A 21,900-nucleotide genomic window follows, 5' to 3' on the forward strand; every position below is an offset into this window, starting at 1 on the left:
GGTGCAGCCGGAATTGATATTACGCATTACAGTGCTGCCGCCGTCTTAGTGTTATCCTTAACCGCCTAGAGGTATCTTGTACTGTCTTCCCTCTTCCTTCTTCCTTCTTCCTTCTTCCCTCTTCCTTCTTCCTTCTTCCCTCTGCTAAGCAATTTAGCTTAGTCTTTTTAGGTCAAATAGACAATGTATTGAAGAGAAAGTAGAAAGACAATGAATAAAGCAACAGAAAAGGAGATGATACATCATGTCCACCAAAAGCCACATCCTCCCGCTGCAAGAAGTAATCAGCAAAATTTTAACATCCCGCCAAGTTACAGGCATAGACTTCAACCTCTTGAGCTTAGCGTTGCTATCAGATATCCTTGACGACGAAGAGAAAAACTCAGTTCACAGAGTATTTTATGCTTTGCGGAGAGATTGGTTAATTTTAATTGATATCTCAGATGAACAACTGAAGTCTATCAAGTCTTGGCTTCAAACTAATGTATTTGCTAAAGCCTAGTTTTTGACCAATTCTAATTGACAATTCCTGTAACTTTAGAATGAAGAATCAAAAATTCTGATGAATTTTTGATTCTTCGTTTTTCATTTTTCATTTTTCATTTAAAGTAAATTTGCTTCTTGAGAGGCAGCTATAGCCCGGGATCTCGCCGCAGCTATCTAGGTTCGATCCTCCTGCTATGGTTAGGGGGCTGATGGGGGTGATTCCTCAGTGCTATTGTCCCCTAGCCCATTGGACTATGCCAGCAGTATAATAGTCTGTGCTCTGAAAATGTTGCTTTGTTCGGGTCGATTGCTCCTAAAACACGACGATCGCGATCGCCAATGATAGTGTATAAATATAGGGTGCGATTCGTTTCCTCGAAACAGTAGAAATACTCAGGGATTAAAGGCTAAGTTCATAAAATTTTGCTAACTTAGCAAGCGATCGGCACGACCTACCAAGCCCTGAGATTTATAAAGATTTGTAAAAAAAGAAGCCTCCGATGGAAACGTGAGTTTTAATCCAGCCAACACCATAACATAAGGAGATTTAAAGATGTCGTTTAACATAAATGAACTCGCAGAAGGGGGAAGGGGCATAAAACTCATGTGGCAGCTAGCAGATGAGCTAAGTTATACGCGCACTGCGGCTAGTCGAAATTGTTTGATGATTACAAAAACTTATGAAGAAATAATTTCTTCGCCCCCAAATATCGAAAAAGGGAATATTTTAGAGCGGTTGATTGAGTTTCTCTACCCCTGGAACCCCTTAAAAGACAAAGAGAATAGCGAACTGGGTGGCGACTTACTTATAAAAAAAATTCGCCTCCAAGTCAAGACTGAGCTGAGTGCTTTAAATGAAGTTTTGCAGTGGTACGATCAGTTAGGTAAATTACCAATTCCTAAATTAGTTTGGTGGAAGTGCCAGCTAGCTTTAGCAGAAGGTTTTACTAATGCGGTACGTCATGCTCATCGGGGTATGCCTTTGGAAACTCCTATCAAACTGGAAATCTGGGTATTTAAGGGACGGTTAGAAATCAGAATTTGGGATTGTGGACAGCCTTTTGATTTGGAGGCTAGGGTGAGAGAAATTAGGGAAAGAGAGCAAATAAGTTGCTTTGAATCTGAAGGTTTAATCGGCGAGCTGCTGGTGCCGAGCACGGTAGAAAATTAAAATTGTCAGGTTTAAAAATTGCCAAAACCATCCCATTTTGGAAAAAGACCTAATCCCCAGTCCCCTCTCCACCTCTCCCTACCCTCTCCTCAAAGGAGAAGGAATAAGAAATAATTTTTTTTGGGAGGGGATTTTTTTACTTCTACTGATTCTCCTGAATTAAATCTACGATTAAATCAAAACGAAAATTATTTACTAAATGTTCGAGAGCGCTAATAATCTGTGGGTATTCCTCTCTAACTTGATTTAACAAGATAAAAATCTGCTTTTCATCGAGTTCCGTAGCCGCTTGTTGTAGTTCTGCTGTCCAATTTTTCGGCATTAATGCCATCGCTTCCATCGTCAAAACTTCTCCAATTTCTGAAATAAGTTGTCCTGACAAAAGCATATCGTTCGATTCTGGATGCTCTTGATAGAGATAGCTCACTTCCAGGTGTTTTGCCATCATTTCTAAGATAGCTTCATCTCGGAAAGGCTTGCGAACAAAATCGTCACAACCTGCGGACAAAACCTGAGAACGCTCCTCTTCAAAAGCGCTGGCTGTAATCCCAATAATTACTGTTTTCTGACCTCTTAAATGCTCTTTATCTTTAATGTATTTGGTAGCTTCGTAGCCGTCCATCACGGGCATTCTCATATCCATCCAGATCAAATGCGGCTCCCAATTCGACCATAACTCAATAGCTTCTCGACCATTTTCTGCTTCGCACACCTCGAAACCAATGGCTCTGATTAAAGCAACTAATAGTAGGCGATTTTCATAACGATCTTCAACTACTAAAATCCGATAATTAGGCTGGTTTGGCGCTAAACCAATGACTTTTTGCTGGGGTTGAGAAGTTTGAATGTCTCTCGCTTCTACCATTATAACTGGGATATCAAATGTAAATGCTGTTCCCCATTTGAGAATACTCCTAACAGCGATATCTCCTCCCATTAGTTGCACAAATTTCTGGCTGATAGGTAAACCTAATCCACTTCCTTGTTGAGATTTCCTACCTGTTTCTGTTTGGGTGAAAGCTTCAAATAGTTGGTTGATTTCTTCTGGGGAAATGCCAGGGCCCGTGTCTTTAACTTCAAACTGAAGGCATAAGGAAGAAGTAATAGGGAGCAAGGATGAAGGATAATTTATACTTTCTACCCGATCTGTCAACTCTAATCGATCGGAAATGCTGGCATTAGTTGCAATTTCTTTGTTCCTTACTCGCAAGGTAACACTACCTTTTTCTGTAAATTTTACGGCATTTCCCAAGATGTTGATCAAGATTTGTCGTAATTTACCTTCATCTGCTTGTACGTATTGGGGAACGTCGGGAGCAATGTCAAAGATTAAGTGTAAACCCTTAGATTCGGCTTTTAATCTGAGCATTTCTTCTAAACTGAAAAGCAAGCCAATTAAGTCAAAGTTGCTCAGATTTAGCTCTGCTTGCCCGGCTTCAATTTTAGACATTTCCAGAATGTCGTTGATTAAATTCAGTAGGTGTTCGCCAGCACGATTGATAATGCCTAAATTTTCTTGTTGCTGTTGGTTGAGTGTAGGATCTCGACTCATAACTTGAGTAAATCCCAAAATCGCATTTAAGGGAGTTCTCAATTCGTGGCTCATGGCTGCTAGAAATTCGCTTTTGGCGCGGTTGGCGGTGTCGGCGGCGATGGCAGCTTGTTGCAATGCCACTGACTGCTTTTGGGTCTGCGCTAGCAGTTCTGCTTGCTGCAAGACTACTCCTAATTGAGTTCCAATTTGAATTACAGTATTAATTTCTGTTTCGCTCCAAATTCGGGGGCCTGAATTTTGATAGCTTGCCAGTAATCCCCAAAGATTTTGACCGCAAAAAATGGGAACAATTATGTATGCTCTGGCTTGAAATTGCTCTAAAAGGTTGACATGACAAGGTGTAAACTCTGCGGTATAAATATCTTCTATTACTAGGAAATTAACTTTGTAAAAATTCGCTCCGCCATTGTTTTCTTGCAAATAAGGATCGGCTATGTTTTCAGAATTGCTAAGCAAGATTTTGAACGGCCAATTTTCGCGATCGAAATAACCATCTTTGAGATGGGGTTCGCCGTTTTGTTCCCGAAGTAGAGAAATCCAGCCGGGAGCCACAGACTCGGCGACAAAATTTCCGCTCCAGTCAGGGTTGAAGCGGAAGATGGCGGTGCGATCGCATTTAATTAGTTGCCGCAGCTCAACGGCTACGGCGTTGAATATAGTGTCAAAATCTAATGTCTGCCGTATTTTTTGAATGATTTTAGCGATCGCTTTCTCCCGCTGAGCACTCTCCTGTAATGCTAACTCTGCCTGTTTGCGATCGCTAATATCGACCCAATAACCAACGCACTCAATGGGATTGCCGGCTTCATCTTTCACCAGGCGAATGCGATCGTAAACCCAGCGGTAAGTCCCGTCTTTATGGAGAAAACGATATTCATAAGAGTCTTCCCCCTTCGACAACAGCAGAGAAAATCTGGCAAAGACACCCTTGGCATCTTCTGGGTGAAGGTGACTTGCCCAAAAATTGCTATCCTCTAGAAATTCTCGCGCGTTCCATCCCGCAACCGCCGTGACATTTTCGCTCAAGAATGCAAGTTTGCCATCTGGGGAAGGTTTGATGCTATATATCACCGCAGGACTAGCAGCAAGTAAATGTTGCAAGCGTTCTTTTGCCGATCGCAATTCTGATTCGACTCGCTTATTCTCTGTAATTTCCACTACGACTGCTCCCACCCCAGAAAGTCGAGATTCCTGCTCAAAAATTGGAAAGTAAGAAATCACCCAGTCGCGAACAACACCTGGCTGACTGGGTACTTCACCCGATATTTCTAGATTGATAATCGCTTTGCCGGTAGCATATACCTGCTCATAGATCGGTGTTAAAATAGGTGCAAGTAATGGCACAATTTCGGAGATAGTTTTGCCGATGTGATCTTGTATAGAAACTCCATTAATCTCTGCGAGGACTTCGTTGATTTGCAGGAATTGCCACTGACTATTTACAATCGCCATTCCCACAGGAGCGCAAGTAAAAAAGGCGTTGAGTCGAGCCTCCCGCAAGGCTAATTCTTGTTCGAGAAGTTTGCGATCGGTGATGTCCATTAGTGTACCGAACAGCCGCAGGACTTGACCAGAATCACTTTGCAACACTTCGCCTCTGGCATTAATGTAGCGGATCTCTTTGTCCAGCCTAATAATGCGAAAGTCCATTTCGTAGGACTCTCCCAGAGTAATCGCGCTTTCTACTGTAGCTAGCCAGTGTACTCGATCTTCAAGATGAATTTGTTGTATGTGTTCCTTTAGAGTTGGGGTGGGATCTTGTGGAGCTAGGCCGAAAATTTCCCTGATTTGATCTGACCAAGTAATTCTTTGAGTGCTAATATCGAATTCCCAATTGCCAAGGTGAGCAAGAGATTGAGCTTGTTGCAATTGTTCTAATAGTTTGGCTGCTTGTGCTTCTGCTTGTTTTCGCTCTAGTTCCGCAGCCGCACGAGCGGCAAATATTTTCAAAATTGACTCAATCCCTGCATCTTTAGCCATTGGCTTGATGTCTAAAACAGCTAAATGACCGATGGCATTTCCTTCGGTGTTAATTAGCGGAATTCCCCAATAACTTTCGACATTGAACTCAACTAAATCTCGGTCGTTGGGAAAGAGTTGTTGCACGCTATTTTCATAGTAGCATCCTTGCCCTTGAAACACATTTTCGCAGGGTGTATCTGCCAGATCGTAGTCCATGTTTTCAATCCATTCACAGCCATTCCAAAATGCTAATGTCTGCACTCTGGTTTTAGCAGGGCTGATAATCTCAGTAATTAAAGAGTAACGGACTTGTAAAACTTCGGCTAGATAGCGGACGCAACGCCGCAAAAATTCGGTACCCGTGCTAGAAGCTGTACCCTCAACAATTAATTTTAGAGCTTCTTCTCTGTGTTTGCGCTCGCTGATATCAGCAATCCGAACTAGATATATTTTCTGACCCATGACATCAATTTGCTTGGCTACCAAGTTTCCCCAGAAAACATTGCCTTGTTTGGTTACATATTCCAGTTCGAGAGTGCAAAAACCGTTGATATCGATGGCTTCTAAGTCAGAAGTAAGGGCTTCTGGCTGATAAGTTTGGCGGTGAAGTGTATGCCCTTGAATATTAAGTAATTGCTCTTTACTTTGGGCTTCAAACATTTCTACTGCCCGCTGATTGCAGTCGAAAATTAAGTTAGTTTTGGGATTTACTAGAAAAATAGCATCGGCGGCGGCTTCGACGAGGGCGCGATATTTGCTTTCGCTTTCCGTGAGGGCGATTTCTGCCGATCGCCGATCGCGGATTTCTTGTTGCAACTGGATGTTTTGGCGGTTTTGTTCGATGCGGGCTTGTTTTTCTTGTTTTAGCAATTCTGCATGAGCGATCGCGATTCCCAGTTGAGCCGCGATCGCTTCTAAGAGTTCAATCTCCTCTGGCTGCCATTCCCGAAAGCGATCGCATTGATGCAATCCGATAATACCGTTGGGTTTGCCTTTGTAAGAGGTGCGGACGCTCAGCATTGACTTGAGGTTAAAATGTTCGCACAGCGCTTGAACTGTCTGCAACAGCGGTTCGCAAGTAACGTCGTTGGTGGCGATCGCCCGCTCTTGGGACAATACCTGTTCGGCGTGGGGATTGCCAGCAAGGGGAATCTCCACAAATTCGATCGCAGGGTAGCTGGGAGTCCAATATTCCGCAGCAGTCAGCAATTTGGGAGTTGGCAACTCTGTGTAGAAGAGAATTTGCGTCCGATCGCTATTAAAAGCCTTGCCCACAACGGCAGCGGCAGTCTTGAAGATTTGCTCTGGATCGATGTGGGAGCGAATTTGCTCGGTTATTTCTCTGAGTAGGTTACTGCGGTGAAGTTGTTTAGAAAGAGCAGATTCTGCGAGTTGGCGATCGCGAATCTCCTGAGAAAGTAACGCATTTTGCTGTGTCAATTGCTTTTGCAGCCTTGAAATTTTCAGTTGATTCTCCACCCGCACCAACACCTCTTCTGCCTGAAAAGGTTTCGTGATGTAGTCAGCACCGCCAGCAGCAAAAGCTTCCAACTGATCTAACATTTCACTTTTAGCGGTGATAAAGATAACTGGGATATCGCGAGTGCGATCGTCTGCTTTGAGTTGAGTACAGATTTCTCGACCTTCCGGTGGCGGCATAACCATATCCAGTATGATTAGATCGGGTCGTTGAGCCCGTGCCGCTGCCACAGCCAAGCGGCTGTCAGATATTGACCTGACGATATAACCTCGCTCGCTCAAAAAGCTGTCGAACAAGTACAAAATATCCACGTTGTCGTCAACTACTAAAATATTTGCAGCCGTCGCAGTTTGATAGTCGCTCATTGTTTAATTTGGGCTTTTGGACTCAATCTCAAAATTTGATATTTTTAAATTTTGGCTTGTTAAATAATAGCTAAATCAACTCTGGAATCATTTATTGATTTTTTTACGATAGTTCAAACTTTAACATATTCAGGACTCACCCAACACTAATAGTAAGTAAATCCACCTAATTAAACATAAGATCGGGATGGCTAAAAAGCCGACTGTATAAACATTCTTCCTTCTCTCCTAGATAACTAAATTTTTCTTCCTTCTTCCTTCTCTCCTAGATAACTAAATCCTTCTTCCTTCTTCCTTCTTCCTTCTTCCTTCTACTTAATACCGCCCTCTGGGTGATGTGTTGTAACACCGAGATCGGAGTGGTAAGTAGAAGGACGTAATTAAACGGAAAAGACAGCTCGTACAGGTTTCTGGAATCAACACCAACTTTTTTAATTTGTGATAAGATTTTTCTTGAAGCTGCCGAATCTAGGTGTTATGGCAAGCCAACTATACTATATTGCAGTTGTCGGGTGGTCAACTAGGAAACTGCGATCGAGATAGGTGTTATGGAAAAATTCGTAACACCAGCCGTCCACAGGGTTTTAATCAACCACCAAGACAGCAGTTGACGCTATGAATGCAGACCTCCCCTAAACCCCGATTTTGATAGAGTATATCTAGCATGAACAGCCAACAATCGGAAGCCCCATTAGGATACATTTTAATAGTTGACGACCAACCAGATAACCTGCGGGTTTTATCCGCATTATTGAGAAAGCGGGGGTATGAATGCCGCCGCGCCATTAATGGGCAACTGGCACTTAGAGCTTGTAACTCAAACCCACCGGATTTGATTCTACTAGACATAGTAATGCCGGTTGTAGACGGTTACGAAGTCTGCAAACAACTCAAATCAGGCGAGAAAACCTGCGACATTCCAGTGATTTTCTTGAGCGCCAAAGGTGAAGTCTTTGAAAAAGTAAAAGCATTTGCCGCAGGCGGAGCGGACTACATCAGCAAGCCTTTTCACTCGGAAGAAGTTTTAGCTCGTGTAGAACATCAATTAACAATGCAGAGGCTGCAAAAGCAGCTCAAAGAACAAAATCAAATTCTGCAAGCAGAAATTAAGACTCGCTTAGGAGTTGAGAAAGTCCTGCAAGAGCAAAACAAAATCCTTCAAAAAGAAATCAGCGATCGGAAACAGGCAGAAGCAGCGCTAAGGGAAAGCGAGCGATTTACTCAGCAAATCGCCGAAGCCAGCCCAAATATATTATACATACACGACCTCATCGAGCAACGCAATATTTATATTAATGGTCAAATTCGCCAAGTTCTCGGTTATACTCCCCAAGAAATTCAAAATATGGGTTGTAAGTTGCTCTCAAATCTAATACACCCAGAAGATATTGTCAAACTACAAGAATATTATCAAAAAATTAAGAACTGCTCCAACGGCAATATATTTGAATTTGATTATAGGATGAAACATCAAGACGGTTCTTGGCGCTGGTTGAAGAGCCGAGATGCGATATTTGTCAGAACTCCCGAAGGCCAAGTCAAACAACTTCTAGGTACAGCCAGCGATATCACCGAGCAAAAGCAAACTGAAGATGAAATTCGTTTGCTACTAGCAACAACTCAAGCTATTAATCGCTCCCTAGATTTTCAAGATGCTTTAACAGTAATTCTCGGTTTATTTTGTACCAGCATCGGATGGGATTTTGCCGAAGCTTGGATTCCTGCGGGTAGAGAGGGTACAGTTTTAGTTTGTAGTGAAGGTTGGTATGGCAGCGACTTATCACTTGAAGAGTTTCGGCGTTTTAGCAAAAGATTCACCTTTGCATCAGGGATCGGACTACCAGGCCGTATTTGGTCTTCTGGAGAGCCAGAATGGATAGAAAATATTTGTGATTATAAGAATCCTATTTTCATAGGACGGACGCGCATCGCCGCAGCAATGGGGTTAAAAGCTTGTTTTGGCGTACCAATTTGTGCTAACAGAGTAGTTTTAGCTGTTTTAGTTTTCTTTAAGCGGTCAAAAAGCCTAAAAGATCGGCGCTTACTTGAGCTAGTAAATGCTGTGGCAACTCAGCTAGGTTCCCACATTCAACGCAAACAAGCAGAAGAAGCATTACAGCAGCAATTTTTGCGGGAGAGGCTAGTAGGAGCAAGTATCGAGCGGATTCGCCAGTCTCTGAAATTGGAAGAAGTGCTGAAAACTGCTGTGGAAGAAGTGCGTTATTTTTTGTCAACTGACCGCGTAGCAATCTATCACTTTAATCCTGATGGGATAGGGGCAATAGCTGTCGAGTCAGTGGGAGAGGACTGGATGCCTATTTGCGGAAAAGATATTCAAGACAATTGCTTTGTTGAAAATTATATTTCCCTTTACCAGGAAGGTCATATTTGTGCAATTGAAGATATTTATACTGCTGGTTTAAAGCACTGTTACCTTGATTTTCTCAGCAAATTTCAAGTTAAAGCTAATTTGGTAGTACCAATTTTGCAAAATAGTCAGGAGTCTGAAGTTAATGGCGAAAGCTCCCAATCAAAAATCAAAAATATATTATGGGGTCTGCTAATAGTCCATCACTGCAAAGGCCCTCGTGTTTGGCACTCCTCAGAAATCGAATCCCTCAGACAGTTGTGCGTGCAATTGGCAATTGCTATCCAACAATCGACACTTTTTGAACAAGCGCAAATCGAAATTTCCGAGCGCAAGCAAGCAGAATTAGCTCTGCAACAAGCTAAAGAAGCCGCTGAAGCTGCCAACCGTGCCAAAAGCGAATTTCTTGCTAATATGAGTCATGAGTTGCGAACGCCTTTGAACGGCATTTTAGGCTATACTCAAATCCTGAAAATGCACGACAATTTAACTTCTCAGCAGCAGGATAATCTCCAGACTATTCAAGACTGCGGCGGACATTTACTAACTCTAATTGATGACATTTTAGATCTCTCCAAAATTGAAGCGGAGAAAATGGAACTATACCCTACAGAGTTAGATTTTCGTAACTTTATTAAAAGTATTAGCGATCTTTTCCAGATGCGAGCTAGCCAAAAAAATATTGCCTTTACTTGTGAAGAATTATCGCAATTACCCAGGAGTATTTACGCTGACGAGAAAAGATTACGGCAAGTTCTAATTAATTTACTAGGCAATGCAGTTAAGTTTACCAACAGCGGCGGTGTAACTTTTAAAGTCGGCTGTTTAGAAGGTGGAGAATGGGGACTGGGAACGATCGGTAACAACGAACAACGAACAACTAACAATTACCAATTACCAATTATCAAACTTCGCTTTCAAGTAGAAGATACTGGCATTGGTATAGAAGCAAGTAAATTAGAAGAAATATTTTTACCGTTCCACCAAGTAAGCGATCGCGCTTATTCTACTGAAGGTACGGGACTGGGACTATCGATCAGCCAAAAATTAGTTAAGATGATGGGCGGCGAAATCGGCGTTAAAAGTGCCTTGAATAAAGGCAGCATTTTCTGGGTGGATTTAGAATTACCATTAGTTGAAAACAGTTACCCACTGGTTGAAACAAAGGAAGTACCCCAGATTGTTGGCTTTTTAGGCCATAAGCGCAAAGTTCTAGTAGTGGATGACAATCAGATAAATCGCGATATCTTACGCAATCTTCTTGAACCTTTAGGGTTTGAGATTATTGAAGCTGCCGATGGTAAAGAATGCCTGAATAAGGCTGTAGAATTCAAGCCAGATGTAATCTTAATGGATTTAGTAATGCCCGTAATGGACGGCTTTGAAGCTACTAGGCGATTGCGGTATTTACCAGAACTAAAAGATATAGTTTTACTCGCGATTAGTGCCAGTGCTTTCGATAATACTAAACTCGATTTTTTATTGGGAGGTAGTGATAATTTTCTGATCAAACCGATCGAAGTAAAGCAGCTTTTAGACAGATTACAACTACGTCTAGGATTAGAATGGATTTACAAAGATCGAGGGGGAAAAAGAAAAAAGAAGGATGAACCCCTGGATTCTTTTCAGACTGCGTGCAGTTTACAGAGTGATGAGCCCTTTATCTCCACATTAACGGAAACATCCTGCTTTCTTCCCCCTTCTAAAGACTCAATCGCTGCTTTGTTAAGCTCAGCGGAAATCGGGGATATCGAAGAAATTTTGGAGGAAGCTGCTAGGCTGGAAAACTTAGATACTAAATTAGTACCCTTTGCCAGTCATATGCGCCAATTAGCTAAAGGATTTCAGCTCTATAAAATTCAAAAACTCCTTCAGGGATATCTGGCACAATATTAATTAAACCTGTTGAATTTTCCTTTAAACTCAATCAGCAATTAAATTTAAAATGACAGATAAAAAAATTGAAAAAAATATCATACTCATCGTAGACGACAATCAAAATAATCTGGATGTGCTTTTCGATTTATTGAAGAAGTCCGGTTTTAAAGTCTTAGTAGCTCTTAACGGCGAAAGTGCAATTAAGCAAATTGAACGCATTCATCCTACTTTGATTCTCTTGGATGTGATGATGCCAGGAATTGATGGTTTTGAAACTTGCCGTAGGCTGAAAACCAATCCCACTACCCAAGACATTCCAGTAATTTTTATGACTGCACTTTCTGAGACAGTCAATAAAGTCCAGGGTTTTCAAGTAGGTGCTGTCGATTACATCACTAAGCCATTTCAGTATGAAGAGGTATTAAGCAGACTTAACACGCATCTAACTATCCGCAATCTACAAAAGAAACTTCAGGAAAAAAATGCAGAGCTTCTCGATGTCAACGACAACTTAGAAAAACTTATAGAACAAAAGACTAAACAACTGGTTCAACAAGAAAAAATAGCTATCATTGGGAGGTTAACCCAAGGATTATTTCACAATTTAAGAAATCCTCTTCAAGTTATTTTAACTACCGTTAATCTGATCGAAACAAAAGCGCAAGAAACTGAAGATATAGTATGTTTAAAGTATGGCGGGTATATTAACACTGCTGTTAACCAAATAAATGATATCGTAAATACCCTAATGCTCAAAAGCAGAAAAGAACAAGAGCAAGATTTAAAACCGATTAATATCAACGAACTTTTGCGGCGCGAGATTCAATTATTAGAAGCAGATTTTCAGTTCAACTCGACCATTAAAAAGAAATATATATTTGACGAGCAAATAGTCAGTATTCCTTTAATATATTGTCATATTTCCCAGATATTTCATAGCTTGGCTGAGAATGCAATTGATGCGATGTGGGGAGAAAAAGTTAAAGAACTAACTATTATTACTAGGCAAGACGATCGCCGAATCTACATAGACGTTAAAGATACCGGTTGTGGAATTGCATCTGAAAATATGTCAAAAATATTCGATCCTTTCTACACAACAAAGTTAGCAAATTACGAAGATAGGGAAGCAGGAGTTCCTACAGGGATTGGACTAGGACTTTATACTTGTCTTGAACTTTTAAAACCTTTTAAAGGAGAAATCGCCGTCAGCAGTAAACTGAAAAAGGGTAGCGTGTTTACGGTTATTTTACCCAAACAGCTTGAGGAATAATTAGCAGTCAGGAGATGGGGAGATGGGGAGATGGGGGAAATGAGGGAGCAACTTAATCAATTAAAAATTAAAAATGCAAAATTAAAAATTGTGAGATTTAAGTTTTAACTTTTAATTTTTAACTTTTAATTATAGCAACCGCTTTCGTCCTTTAGGGCAACTCAAGCGTGTTACCTCTGGTTCATAATCCATTAGGTCGTAAGCTTTTCCCTCTTCCCTCTTCCATCTTCCCTCTTCATAGTAATAAAATTAGCTCCAATTCAATCGAGATACTTTACTAGGTTGCTCTAGCTCTTGAATTTTCTCAACTGCATCTTGATAATACTGAGTTTTGCCTTGTTGCTGATAGATTTCTGCGGCTTTCTTAAAATCTGCGAGTGCTGCTTCCTTTTCTTTAAGGTAGTGGCGAATATTACCGCGATTGTAGTAAGCTTCGCCTAAATTAGGATTAAGCCGGAGGGCTTGGTCGTAATCGGAAAGTGCATACTGATAATTTTTTAATGCAGAGTAAGCCAGACCTCGATGTAGGTAGCCGATCGCATAGTTGGGATTGATACGAATTGCCTGGTTGTAATCAGCGATCGCTCCCTGAATATCGCCTTTGCTAGCACGAGCTAAACCTCGGTTACTATATATTCCAGGCTGGTTAGGATTGAGGCGAATCGCTTCGGTGAAGTCTTCAATCGCTCCAGAGTAATCGCCTTTTAGTAACTTATCTACACCTCGGTCAAAAAATTGGTCGATGCTCTTTTGAGCAGTAATTATGGGCGATAGCTCAGCTTTAACAGCAGAAGGTAGTCCGCTTAAAGCTGCAATAAGTCCTAAAAAAGTGATGGCTTTGTATATAGATTTCATGGTTTTTGTAATTTGTAGTCTTGGGGTCAGATAGAAGAATTTTAGACCGATAGTATTCGGCTCATTTGAATATATGTCCCACCCTAGAGCCACTTATGCACTATATGTTGTAAAATTTAAAGTCTAAAGTCTAAAATCCTAAATCGCCATGTCTTTTGTCGGCCTCCATATTCACAGTGACTATAGCCTGCTTGATGGAGCATCTCAGCTACCGCCCCTGATCGACCGAGCGGTGGAGTTGGGTATGCCCGCGATCGCGCTTACAGATCACGGAGTTATGTACGGCGCGATCGAACTTATTAAAGTTTGCCGTAATAAAAATATTACACCCATTATTGGCAATGAGATGTATGTAGTCAATGGCGATATTTCTGTCAAAGTTAAAGGCAGAAAAAAATACCATCAAGTTGTTTTAGCTAAAAATACTCAAGGTTATAAAAATCTAGTTAAATTAACGACCATTTCTCACTTACAAGGAATGCCAGAAAGAGGTCTTTTTGCCCGTCCTTGCATTAACAAAGAACTGTTGGAACAATATCATGAAGGTCTGATCGTCACCAGCGGTTGCAGAGCAGGCGAAGTCCCCCGCCTGATCGATCTAGGCAATCTAGAAGAGGCTCGAAAAGTAGCCAAATGGTACAAAGATTTATTTGGCGATGATTACTATTTAGAAATTCAAGATCATGGTTTCTGGGAAGACAGAATTGTGAATATTGAGCTGGTAAAAATTGGTAAAGAACTGGGAATTAAAATAGTTGCTACCAATGATTCCCACTTTACAGCTTGTAGTGATGTCGAAGCTCACGATGCTTTGCTGTGCATTCAAACTGGCAAACTGGTTGAGGATGAAAAGCGGATGCGCTACAGCGGAACTGAGTATTTGAAATCTGCTGAAGAAATGGCGCAACTATTTAGAGATCATTTACCAGATGATGTCATCAAAGAAGCAATTGCTAACACTTTAGAAGTCGCTGGTAAAATCAAAAAATACGAAATTTTTGACGAACCTCGCATTCCCACCTATGAAATCCCTCCAGATCACACAGCAGATACTTATGTAGAATATGTTGCATGGCAAGGATTGCTAGAACGATTTAAAGCCAAAGAGCGCAAAGAGATCAAGCCAGTTTATAAAGAACGGCTGGAATACGAATTAAAAATGATTCAGGACATGGGTTTTTCCACCTATTTTTTAGTAGTTTGGGACTACATCGATTATGCTCGCAGAAATAACATTCCTGTGGGGCCAGGAAGGGGTTCGGCGGCAGGTTCTTTAGTTGCCTACGCCATGAAAATCACGAATATTGACCCAGTACATCATGGCTTACTATTCGAGAGATTTCTTAACCCAGAACGTAAATCTATGCCAGATATTGATACAGATTTCTGCATAGAAAGACGAGATGACATGATTAAATATGTGACTGAAAAATATGGTGCTGAGCGTGTAGCTCAAATTATCACTTTTAACCGCCTAACATCCAAATCTGTATTGAAAGATGTTGCCAGAGTATTAGGCGTTCCTTACAAACGAGCCGATGAAATGGCAAAGTTAATCCCTGTATCGCGGGGAAAACCGGAAAAATTAGCGGTAATGATTTCAGAACAAACGCCAGCACCGGAGTTTAGACAAGCTTATGAAGAGGAGACTCTTCAAGCTAAAAATAACGATGGAACTGAAGAAAAAACGATTGCAGTTCGCCAGTGGCTTGATATGGCAATTCGGATTGAGGGAACGAATAAAACCTATGGCGTTCACGCGGCTGGAGTCGTGATTTCCGCGCAACCATTAGATGAAATTGTACCGCTACAAAGGAATAATGAGGGGGCTGTAATTACGCAGTATTATATGGAAGACTTGGAATCCCTCGGTCTTTTAAAGATGGATTTTTTGGGCTTAAAAAACTTAACAATGCTCCAAAAAACTGTTGAGTATATCAAGCAAACAAGAGATTGCGATATTGACCCAGAAATGCTACCTTCTGATATAGAACGCAAAGCACAAGAAGCTTTTGTTACTTGCAAAAAATTACCAGAAGATGTATCTAAAACCTATAAATTATTAGCAAAAGGCGATTTAGAAGGAATTTTTCAGTTAGAATCGTCGGGGATGCTTGATGTAGTTAAGAAACTAAAACCCTCCTGTTTAGAAGATATTTCTTCAATTTTAGCGCTGTACAGACCGGGGCCTTTAGATGCAGGTTTGATTCCCCAATTTATCGATCGGAAGCATGGGAGAGAGTTAGTTGAATACGATCACCCCCTGTTAGAGCCGATTCTCAAAGAGACTTATGGAACCCTTTGTTTTCAGGAGCAAATCATGCGTGTTGCTCAAGATTTAGCTGGCTATTCTTTGGGTCAAGCTGACTTGTTACGCCGCGCAATGGGGAAGAAAAAAGCTGACGAAATGCAGAAGCAGCGAGAAACATTTATTGATGGTGCGACTAAGAATGGAGTTAGCCAAAGAATTGCTGAAAAGTTATTCGAGCAGATGCTTCAATTCGCTGAATATTGCTTTAACAAATCCCATTCAATGGCCTACGCCTATGTTACTTATCAAACCGCATATTTAAAGGCAAATTATCCCGTAGAATACATGGCTGCACTGTTAACTGCTAATAGTGGCGACCAGGATAAGGTACAGAAATACATTGCTAATTGTATTAAGATGGGGATTGAGATCGAGCCGCCAGATATTAATCGCTCAAAAGTGACTTTTACTCCACTACCTAAACAGGTAACAGATGCAGAAATAGATAAAATTTTGTTTGGAATGTCTGCTGTTAAAAATTTAGGAGACAGTGCGATTGAGAATATTTTGAAAGCACGAGAGGAAGGCGGTAATTTTAAATCTCTGGCTGATTTCTGCGAACGAGTCGATCTCAAGGCTGTTAATAGCCGTGCTTTAGAAGCATTAATTCAATGCGGAGCTTTAGATCGTCTCAATTCTAATCGTAATCAATTAATGCACGATCTCGATGGCGTAGTTAAATGGGCCCAAGACCGTAAAAAAGATCGAGAAAGCGGACAGGGTAATCTATTTGACTTGTTAGGAATGAGCTTTGGAGAGACAGCAAATAGCTATGATTCTATCCCTAAGCATAAGCCTGTACCGGATTTTGATAAGCAAAAAAAGTTGAGTTTGGAAAAGGAATTATTAGGTTTCTACGTATCAGATCACCCTCTGAAATCGGTACTGCTAGCAACTCAAAATGAAGAGACTGTAACTGTCGCTCAGTTAGCAGATAAAAAAGGCAAAGACGTGGTGAAATTGATTGTGATGGTTACAGCAATTAAGCTAGTAACAACTAAGAAAAACGATCGTATGGCAATTCTGCAAGTAGAAGATTTAACAGGTCAATTAGAAGCTGTAGTTTTTCCCAAGACTTATGAAAAAGTTCACTTGCTGTTGCAAGATAATGCTTTGCTGATGATTAGTGGTAAACCAGACAAGCGCGATGATGGTCTTCAGATAATTGTAGAAGATGCTAAAGAAGTTGGACTAGAACAAGTTGCCAAAAATGACGAAGATGAACAGTTAATAGAAATTGTAGAGATTGTTGAACAGACAATTGAGCTTGTAGAGTTTGCAAAATCGAAAGCTGAAAAACCTAGGGAAGTCTTACAAATTGCCGAGGAAGTAAAATTTGTAAAAGCATCAGAAATGGTAATGTTGAAGTTGACACCATTGCAAGTTGAAGATACTGAAAAATTGAATCATTTAAAGGCACTTTTGCAGGAACTTTCAGACCGCAGAGAAAATGCTAAAGTGCCAGTAGGTGTAATTGTAGTAGGTCAATATTATCGTCAGTTGGTTCGGTTTGGGAGCGAGTTTTGGGTAGAAAGTGCTGAGGAAACGGTAAACCGTCTCCAGTCTTCTGGATTTAATGCTCAAGTTTCTTCTTTGAGTGGTAATTGGTAATTGGTAATTGCACTTAAGCACGCCTCACGTAACGCCGCCATCTTGGCGGTGAAGATACCGCCAAGATGGCGGCGTTACGGATACTTTTGCGTAAGTGTATGGTATAGCGTTTATTTATGTCCACCGCTTAATAGTTAACAATTAACTGTTAACAAAAAGTTTGGTTTAACTAATCTACGGTAAATCTACCTAGATTGAAAATTCCGTATATTTGCGGATGGAGAAACCAATAGATTCCAGTACAATAAAAAAGGGGTAATCTTAATTATTATCTATAATTAATGTTAGAAAAATTTTGCAAATTTGTCTGATTTCTGGCTCCAGATGCGTATGAATAATCAACGCACTCCTGGAGTTTCAAGATGTCCAATATTTTTACTGTCACTAACAATCTAGATAGCGGTTCTGGTTCGCTGAGAGCTGCAATTTCTGCCGCTGCTGCTGGAGATACAATTGTATTTGACCCTAGCCTCGCTAGTCAGACGATTACCTTAACTAGCGGTCAAATTAATATTAACAAAACTCTAATTATAGATGGTGCTGCTGCTCCTGGTATCGCCATTAGCGGCAATAATACTAGCCGTATCTTTGAATTGCCAGAAGGTTCTAGAACTGCTCCCTATAACGTCACTCTGCGTAACTTAATTGTCGCCAATGGTAAGGCATCAGGTACGGGTGAAGATGGTGCAGGAGCAGGAATTAAGACCAATATGGGGAATAATTTAACAGTTGAAAACTGCCAATTTAATAAGAATGCTGCTACCTACGGCGGCGGGGCAATTTTTACAGGATTCACCAGCAACTTAACTGTTATTAATAGTTCCTTTGATGGCAATGAAGGTTTCTTAGGTAAAGAAGAGCGCGGAGGAGGTGCGATCGCAACTAAAACCGGAGCTTCTCATATTATTAAAGGCTCTAGTTTTACTAACAATAAAGGCATCAACGGCGGGGCAATTAATAATCTCAATAGTCACATGACTATCGAAGATTGCACCTTCCTTAATAACGATACGCTCAATGGAGGTTTTGGAGCAACTAACGGTTACGGCGGGGCAATTTATACCGATGGTGCTAGCGAATCGGCAATTGGTGAAACTAGCGGTTTGTTTGTGCTTCGCAACTCTCGGATTGAGGGAAGTAAAGCCAAAGGTCAAGGCGGCGGGGTTTGCTTGTTTGTATCTTCTCGCGAGAACTTGGTGATTGAAAATACCACAATTATTAATAATGAAGCTCTCCCACCTGTTTCGGGAGGACCTGGTATCGGGGGAGGTTTGCGGATTGGCGGTTCAGGTACTTATACTATTAGCAAATCTACGATTACTAACAACTCAGCAACGGATTATGCTGGCGGTTTTTGGGTGGGTGAAGGAGTCCAGGGTACTATTATCAACTCGACTTTATCTGGCAATAAAGCAGTAAGTGCTGATGGGAAAGATGGTTATGGTGGAGCGATGATGGTTGCTTCTTCCAATCTGCAACAAATCATTAACTCCACGATTGCTAATAATTTTGCTGGTTTTATGGGTGGGGCATTTTGGGGAAGTAATGATAAAGCTACTGTCCAAAATTCGATTTTTGCTAACAATACGGCCGGCAATAGTAGCGAGATTAAGTGGCAGACGATCGCGCCATTAAATGATGGGGGAAATAATATCCAATTTCCGGCCGCCAAGGATATAAATATCACCACAGGCATTACTATTGCTGACCCCAAGCTTGGCCCGTTGCAAGACAATGGCGGTGGTATTTTTACCCACGCTTTGCTAGCAGGAAGTCCTGCGATCGATGCTGGAGTAGGTGTCTCTGGGGTTACGGTTGACGCACGCGGTGCTACGCGCACAGATGGCAAAATAGATGTTGGTTCCTTTGAGTTTGGCGCGATCGCCACACCAACTCCCACACCAGTACCAACACCTACTCCCACACCAGTACCAACGCCAGTACCAACGCCTACTCCCACACCAGTACCAACACCAATACCAACGCCTACTCCCACACCAGTACCGCTTCCCACACCAACTCCAGTACCCCCGCCACTGCCAACACCGACTCCCATCCCAACGCCAGGGCCAACGCCTACTCCCACACCCACACCAACCCCAGCAGATACAAGTTGCCTTGGCGATCGCTTTCCGACTCCCAATCTCGCGATCGCTACCATCAACCCCAACTCTGTTGACACAAATCTCGAAGGTACCGAGTCTGATGATTTTCTCAAAGCCGACTCTGCTAATAATTCTATCAATGGATTTGGCGGCAATGATACTTTAATAGGCATGATCGGTAATGACAACTTATATGGAGGAAACGGCAACAACTGGATATCAGCAAACGAAGGAAATGACTACATAAATGCCGGTGGCGGAGATAATTTGGTTTTTGCTGGCAAAGATAATGATGCGATCGCAGCGGGAGAAGGAAGCGATACACTCCTCGGCGACTTAGGCAACGATACTATCATCAGCGGTGGCGGAAATGACGCAATCTCTGCCAATCAAGGAGATGATTTGATCGACGCTGGTAGTGGCAACGACCTCATTTTTGCAGGCAAGGACAACGACGCTATCTTAGGTGGAGATGGGGATGATAAACTAATAGGTGATTTAGGGGCAGATACTCTCATTGGCGGCCAAGGGAATGACAGCTTAAATGGCGGCGATGGTGCTGACTTTTTAGATGGTGGTGCTGGTGATAATATCATGCTTGGAGGCAGTGGCAATGACATTATTAAAGGGGGAAATGGGAATAATTTTCTATCTGGTGAAAGTGGCAATGATACTCTTTGTGGTGGCAGTGGCAGCGAGTTACTTTACGGTGGAGATGGTGCAGATACCCTTGATGGTTGTGTTGGCAATGATACTCTCAAAGGCGACGGCGGTAACGATCTATTGATGGCCGGTATCGGCGATGATTTCCTAATTGGTGGTGCAGGAGATGATTCTTTAATTGGTTCAGCAGGGCGCGATATATTTGTGTTGACAATTGGTGAGGGCAACGATCGGGTTATTGACTTTGAAAAAGGTCAAGATTTGCTAGGCTTAAAAGGGGATTTAACGTTTGGAATGTTGAGTATCACTGCTGGTGCTGATGTTAGCGGTGCTACCACTTTAATTCGGATTGCTAATAGTGGCGAACTTTTAGTAACTCTTCAGGGAGTCGTACCCACTGCGATCGCATCTGAGGACTTCACGGGTAGCATCCCACTTTTGTAAAAACCCTACTTTTAAGGTAAACAGAACTTACCCACGCTTTACATAACGCCGCCACCCTAGAGAGCAAATAACCGCCAAGATGGCGGCGTTACGGATACTTTTATGTAAGTCCTGTTTGTAAAAAAACAGCTTCTTGGCCATTAGTGACAGTTAACAGTTAACAGTTAACAATTACTGCAACTCTTTAATTTTCTTGAGTGCCTGTTGATAATCATCTTTCCGTCCTAACTTCTGATAAAGCTCTGCTGCTTTCTGAAAATCGGCAATCGCTCCGGGTTTATCATTATTTGCCAAATGTGCGACACCTCGGTTATAGTAAGCATCGGCATAACCAGGATTGGCTTTAATTGCTAAAGTGTAATCTTCAATCGCTTGTTTTAAAGGGTCAAATACATTAGAGCCGCTGCGTGTAGGCTCTTGATAAGCATAGGCAACGCCTCGGTTAAAATAAGCTTCAGAATTTTTGGGATTTAATTCCAAAGAACGGTTGAAATCTGCGATCGCATCTTTTAGCTTTCCTTGATCCAAATGGGAAAGACCCCGCAAATAATAACCTTCGGCATTTTGGGGATTACCCAAAGATACGGGGCCCCGCGATGCTGGGGAATTGTTCACTTTCAACTCGGATTTATTCACTCCCGCGTCCGCCAAACGTGCGATAAACATATTAATCGGAACTGCGGCGTTAAAGCCTGTTTTAATCGGGGCTACTTCTCCCGAACTGGTTTGAGCAAATCCAAATTCCCCTTGTCCATGCAAACCTACAAGGCGGCCATCAGCATCAAATACAGGCCCGCCACTCATCCCGCTCCAAGTCACTGCCTGATACCGTAAATTATATCCCTCCGGGCGACTCTGAGGGCGGCTCGTCACCAGTCCGGGAGAGAGTTCTGCCTCTCGTTCCGCCCCAAATAAACCCCCTGTAGCGGGATAGCCATAAACATATATCTGAGCACCGATGGCTGCTTGGTCTGAATCTCCAACTGTGGCAATTTGATATTCTTCTGGACTTTCAAATTTGACGATCGCTAAATCGGGATCTCTTTCAGTTTTTTGCAGCCGCGTCACGCTAGTTGCTTGATAGTTTTTGCCTGTGGAGGTGCGAATGGTGTATTTTACGTCAGTTGTCTCAACTACGTGATTAACTGTTAATACGGTATAAGTATTACCGTCTTTGGCAATAATTACGCCGGAACCGTCGCCGAGGGAACTGTTAACCTGAACTGTAATCGGCCCGGCAATCTCAGCAATTTCTTGGGGCGTTTTCGCGATCGCGGCTGTGGGTTGGCTGACTACTACTACTATGGCGGGAATTGTCCCTGCTAGGAGGCAGGCAAGGGAGTTGAAACGAGAAAAATTTCTGCTCATATTTT

General features: G+C 41.9%; 10 protein-coding genes. 6 read left to right on the forward strand and 4 right to left on the reverse strand.

The genetic code is table 11. The features are described 5' to 3' along the window. The first annotated feature begins 244 nt into the window (after positions 1-244). Positions 245-502 carry a hypothetical protein gene (locus OSCIL6407_RS0115975; RefSeq protein WP_007357915.1) on the forward strand — a complete coding sequence of 86 codons (258 nt, stop codon included), beginning with the start codon at positions 245-247 and terminating at the stop codon, positions 500-502. 410 nt (positions 503-912) lie between these two features. Here OSCIL6407_RS0115975 and OSCIL6407_RS36500 read toward each other — a convergent pair whose 3' ends face one another. Further along, the gene (locus tag OSCIL6407_RS36500) at positions 913-1,053 is read right to left on the reverse strand and encodes a hypothetical protein (RefSeq protein ID WP_155523401.1); all 141 of its coding nucleotides are present in this window, start codon (positions 1,051-1,053) and stop codon (positions 913-915) included. Between OSCIL6407_RS36500 and OSCIL6407_RS0115980 the strand changes: the two genes are divergently transcribed. Next, the gene (locus OSCIL6407_RS0115980) at positions 1,040-1,657 is read left to right on the forward strand and encodes an ATP-binding protein (protein ID WP_019487425.1); all 618 of its coding nucleotides are present in this window, start codon (positions 1,040-1,042) and stop codon (positions 1,655-1,657) included. The genes OSCIL6407_RS36500 and OSCIL6407_RS0115980 overlap by 14 nt on opposite strands. Positions 1,658-1,799: 142 nt before the next feature. On the opposite strand, the gene OSCIL6407_RS0115985 is transcribed toward OSCIL6407_RS0115980, so the two are convergent. Next, positions 1,800-7,019 carry a response regulator gene (locus tag OSCIL6407_RS0115985; protein ID WP_007357917.1) on the reverse strand — a complete coding sequence of 1,740 codons (5,220 nt, stop codon included), beginning with the start codon at positions 7,017-7,019 and terminating at the stop codon, positions 1,800-1,802. 664 nt (positions 7,020-7,683) lie between these two features. Between OSCIL6407_RS0115985 and OSCIL6407_RS0115990 the strand changes: the two genes are divergently transcribed. Both OSCIL6407_RS0115990 and OSCIL6407_RS0115995 read left to right on the forward strand, forming a co-directional pair. Then, on the forward strand, positions 7,684-11,283 hold the full coding sequence (locus OSCIL6407_RS0115990; protein ID WP_007355773.1) for a response regulator: 3,600 nt from the start codon (positions 7,684-7,686) through the stop codon (positions 11,281-11,283). A gap of 49 nt (positions 11,284-11,332) precedes the next feature. Then, positions 11,333-12,538, forward strand: coding sequence for a hybrid sensor histidine kinase/response regulator (locus tag OSCIL6407_RS0115995; protein WP_007355772.1), 1,206 nt, complete (start codon positions 11,333-11,335; stop codon positions 12,536-12,538). Between the two features lie 249 nt (positions 12,539-12,787). On the opposite strand, the gene OSCIL6407_RS0116000 is transcribed toward OSCIL6407_RS0115995, so the two are convergent. Beyond that, complete coding sequence (locus OSCIL6407_RS0116000) at positions 12,788-13,393, reverse strand: tetratricopeptide repeat protein (protein WP_007355771.1); 606 nt, start codon at positions 13,391-13,393, stop codon at positions 12,788-12,790. Positions 13,394-13,541: 148 nt separating this feature from the next. On the opposite strand from OSCIL6407_RS0116000, the gene OSCIL6407_RS0116005 reads away from it, so the two are divergent. Further along, positions 13,542-17,315 (forward strand): DNA polymerase III subunit alpha, encoded by a 3,774-nt coding sequence (locus OSCIL6407_RS0116005; RefSeq protein WP_007355770.1) that lies wholly within the window; start codon positions 13,542-13,544, stop codon positions 17,313-17,315. Between the two features lie 362 nt (positions 17,316-17,677). Then, on the forward strand, positions 17,678-20,527 hold the full coding sequence (locus OSCIL6407_RS0116010) for a calcium-binding protein (protein WP_007355769.1): 2,850 nt from the start codon (positions 17,678-17,680) through the stop codon (positions 20,525-20,527). A gap of 171 nt (positions 20,528-20,698) precedes the next feature. Here OSCIL6407_RS0116010 and OSCIL6407_RS0116015 read toward each other — a convergent pair whose 3' ends face one another. Continuing rightward, a complete protein-coding gene (locus OSCIL6407_RS0116015) occupies positions 20,699-21,895 on the reverse strand; it encodes a tetratricopeptide repeat-containing S1 family peptidase (protein WP_007355768.1) in 1,197 nt (398 codons plus the stop codon). Positions 21,896-21,900 lie beyond the last annotated feature (5 nt).

The sequence above is a fragment of the Kamptonema formosum PCC 6407 genome (genome assembly GCF_000332155.1).
Taxonomy (GTDB): Bacteria; Cyanobacteriota; Cyanobacteriia; order Cyanobacteriales; family Microcoleaceae; genus Kamptonema; species Kamptonema formosum.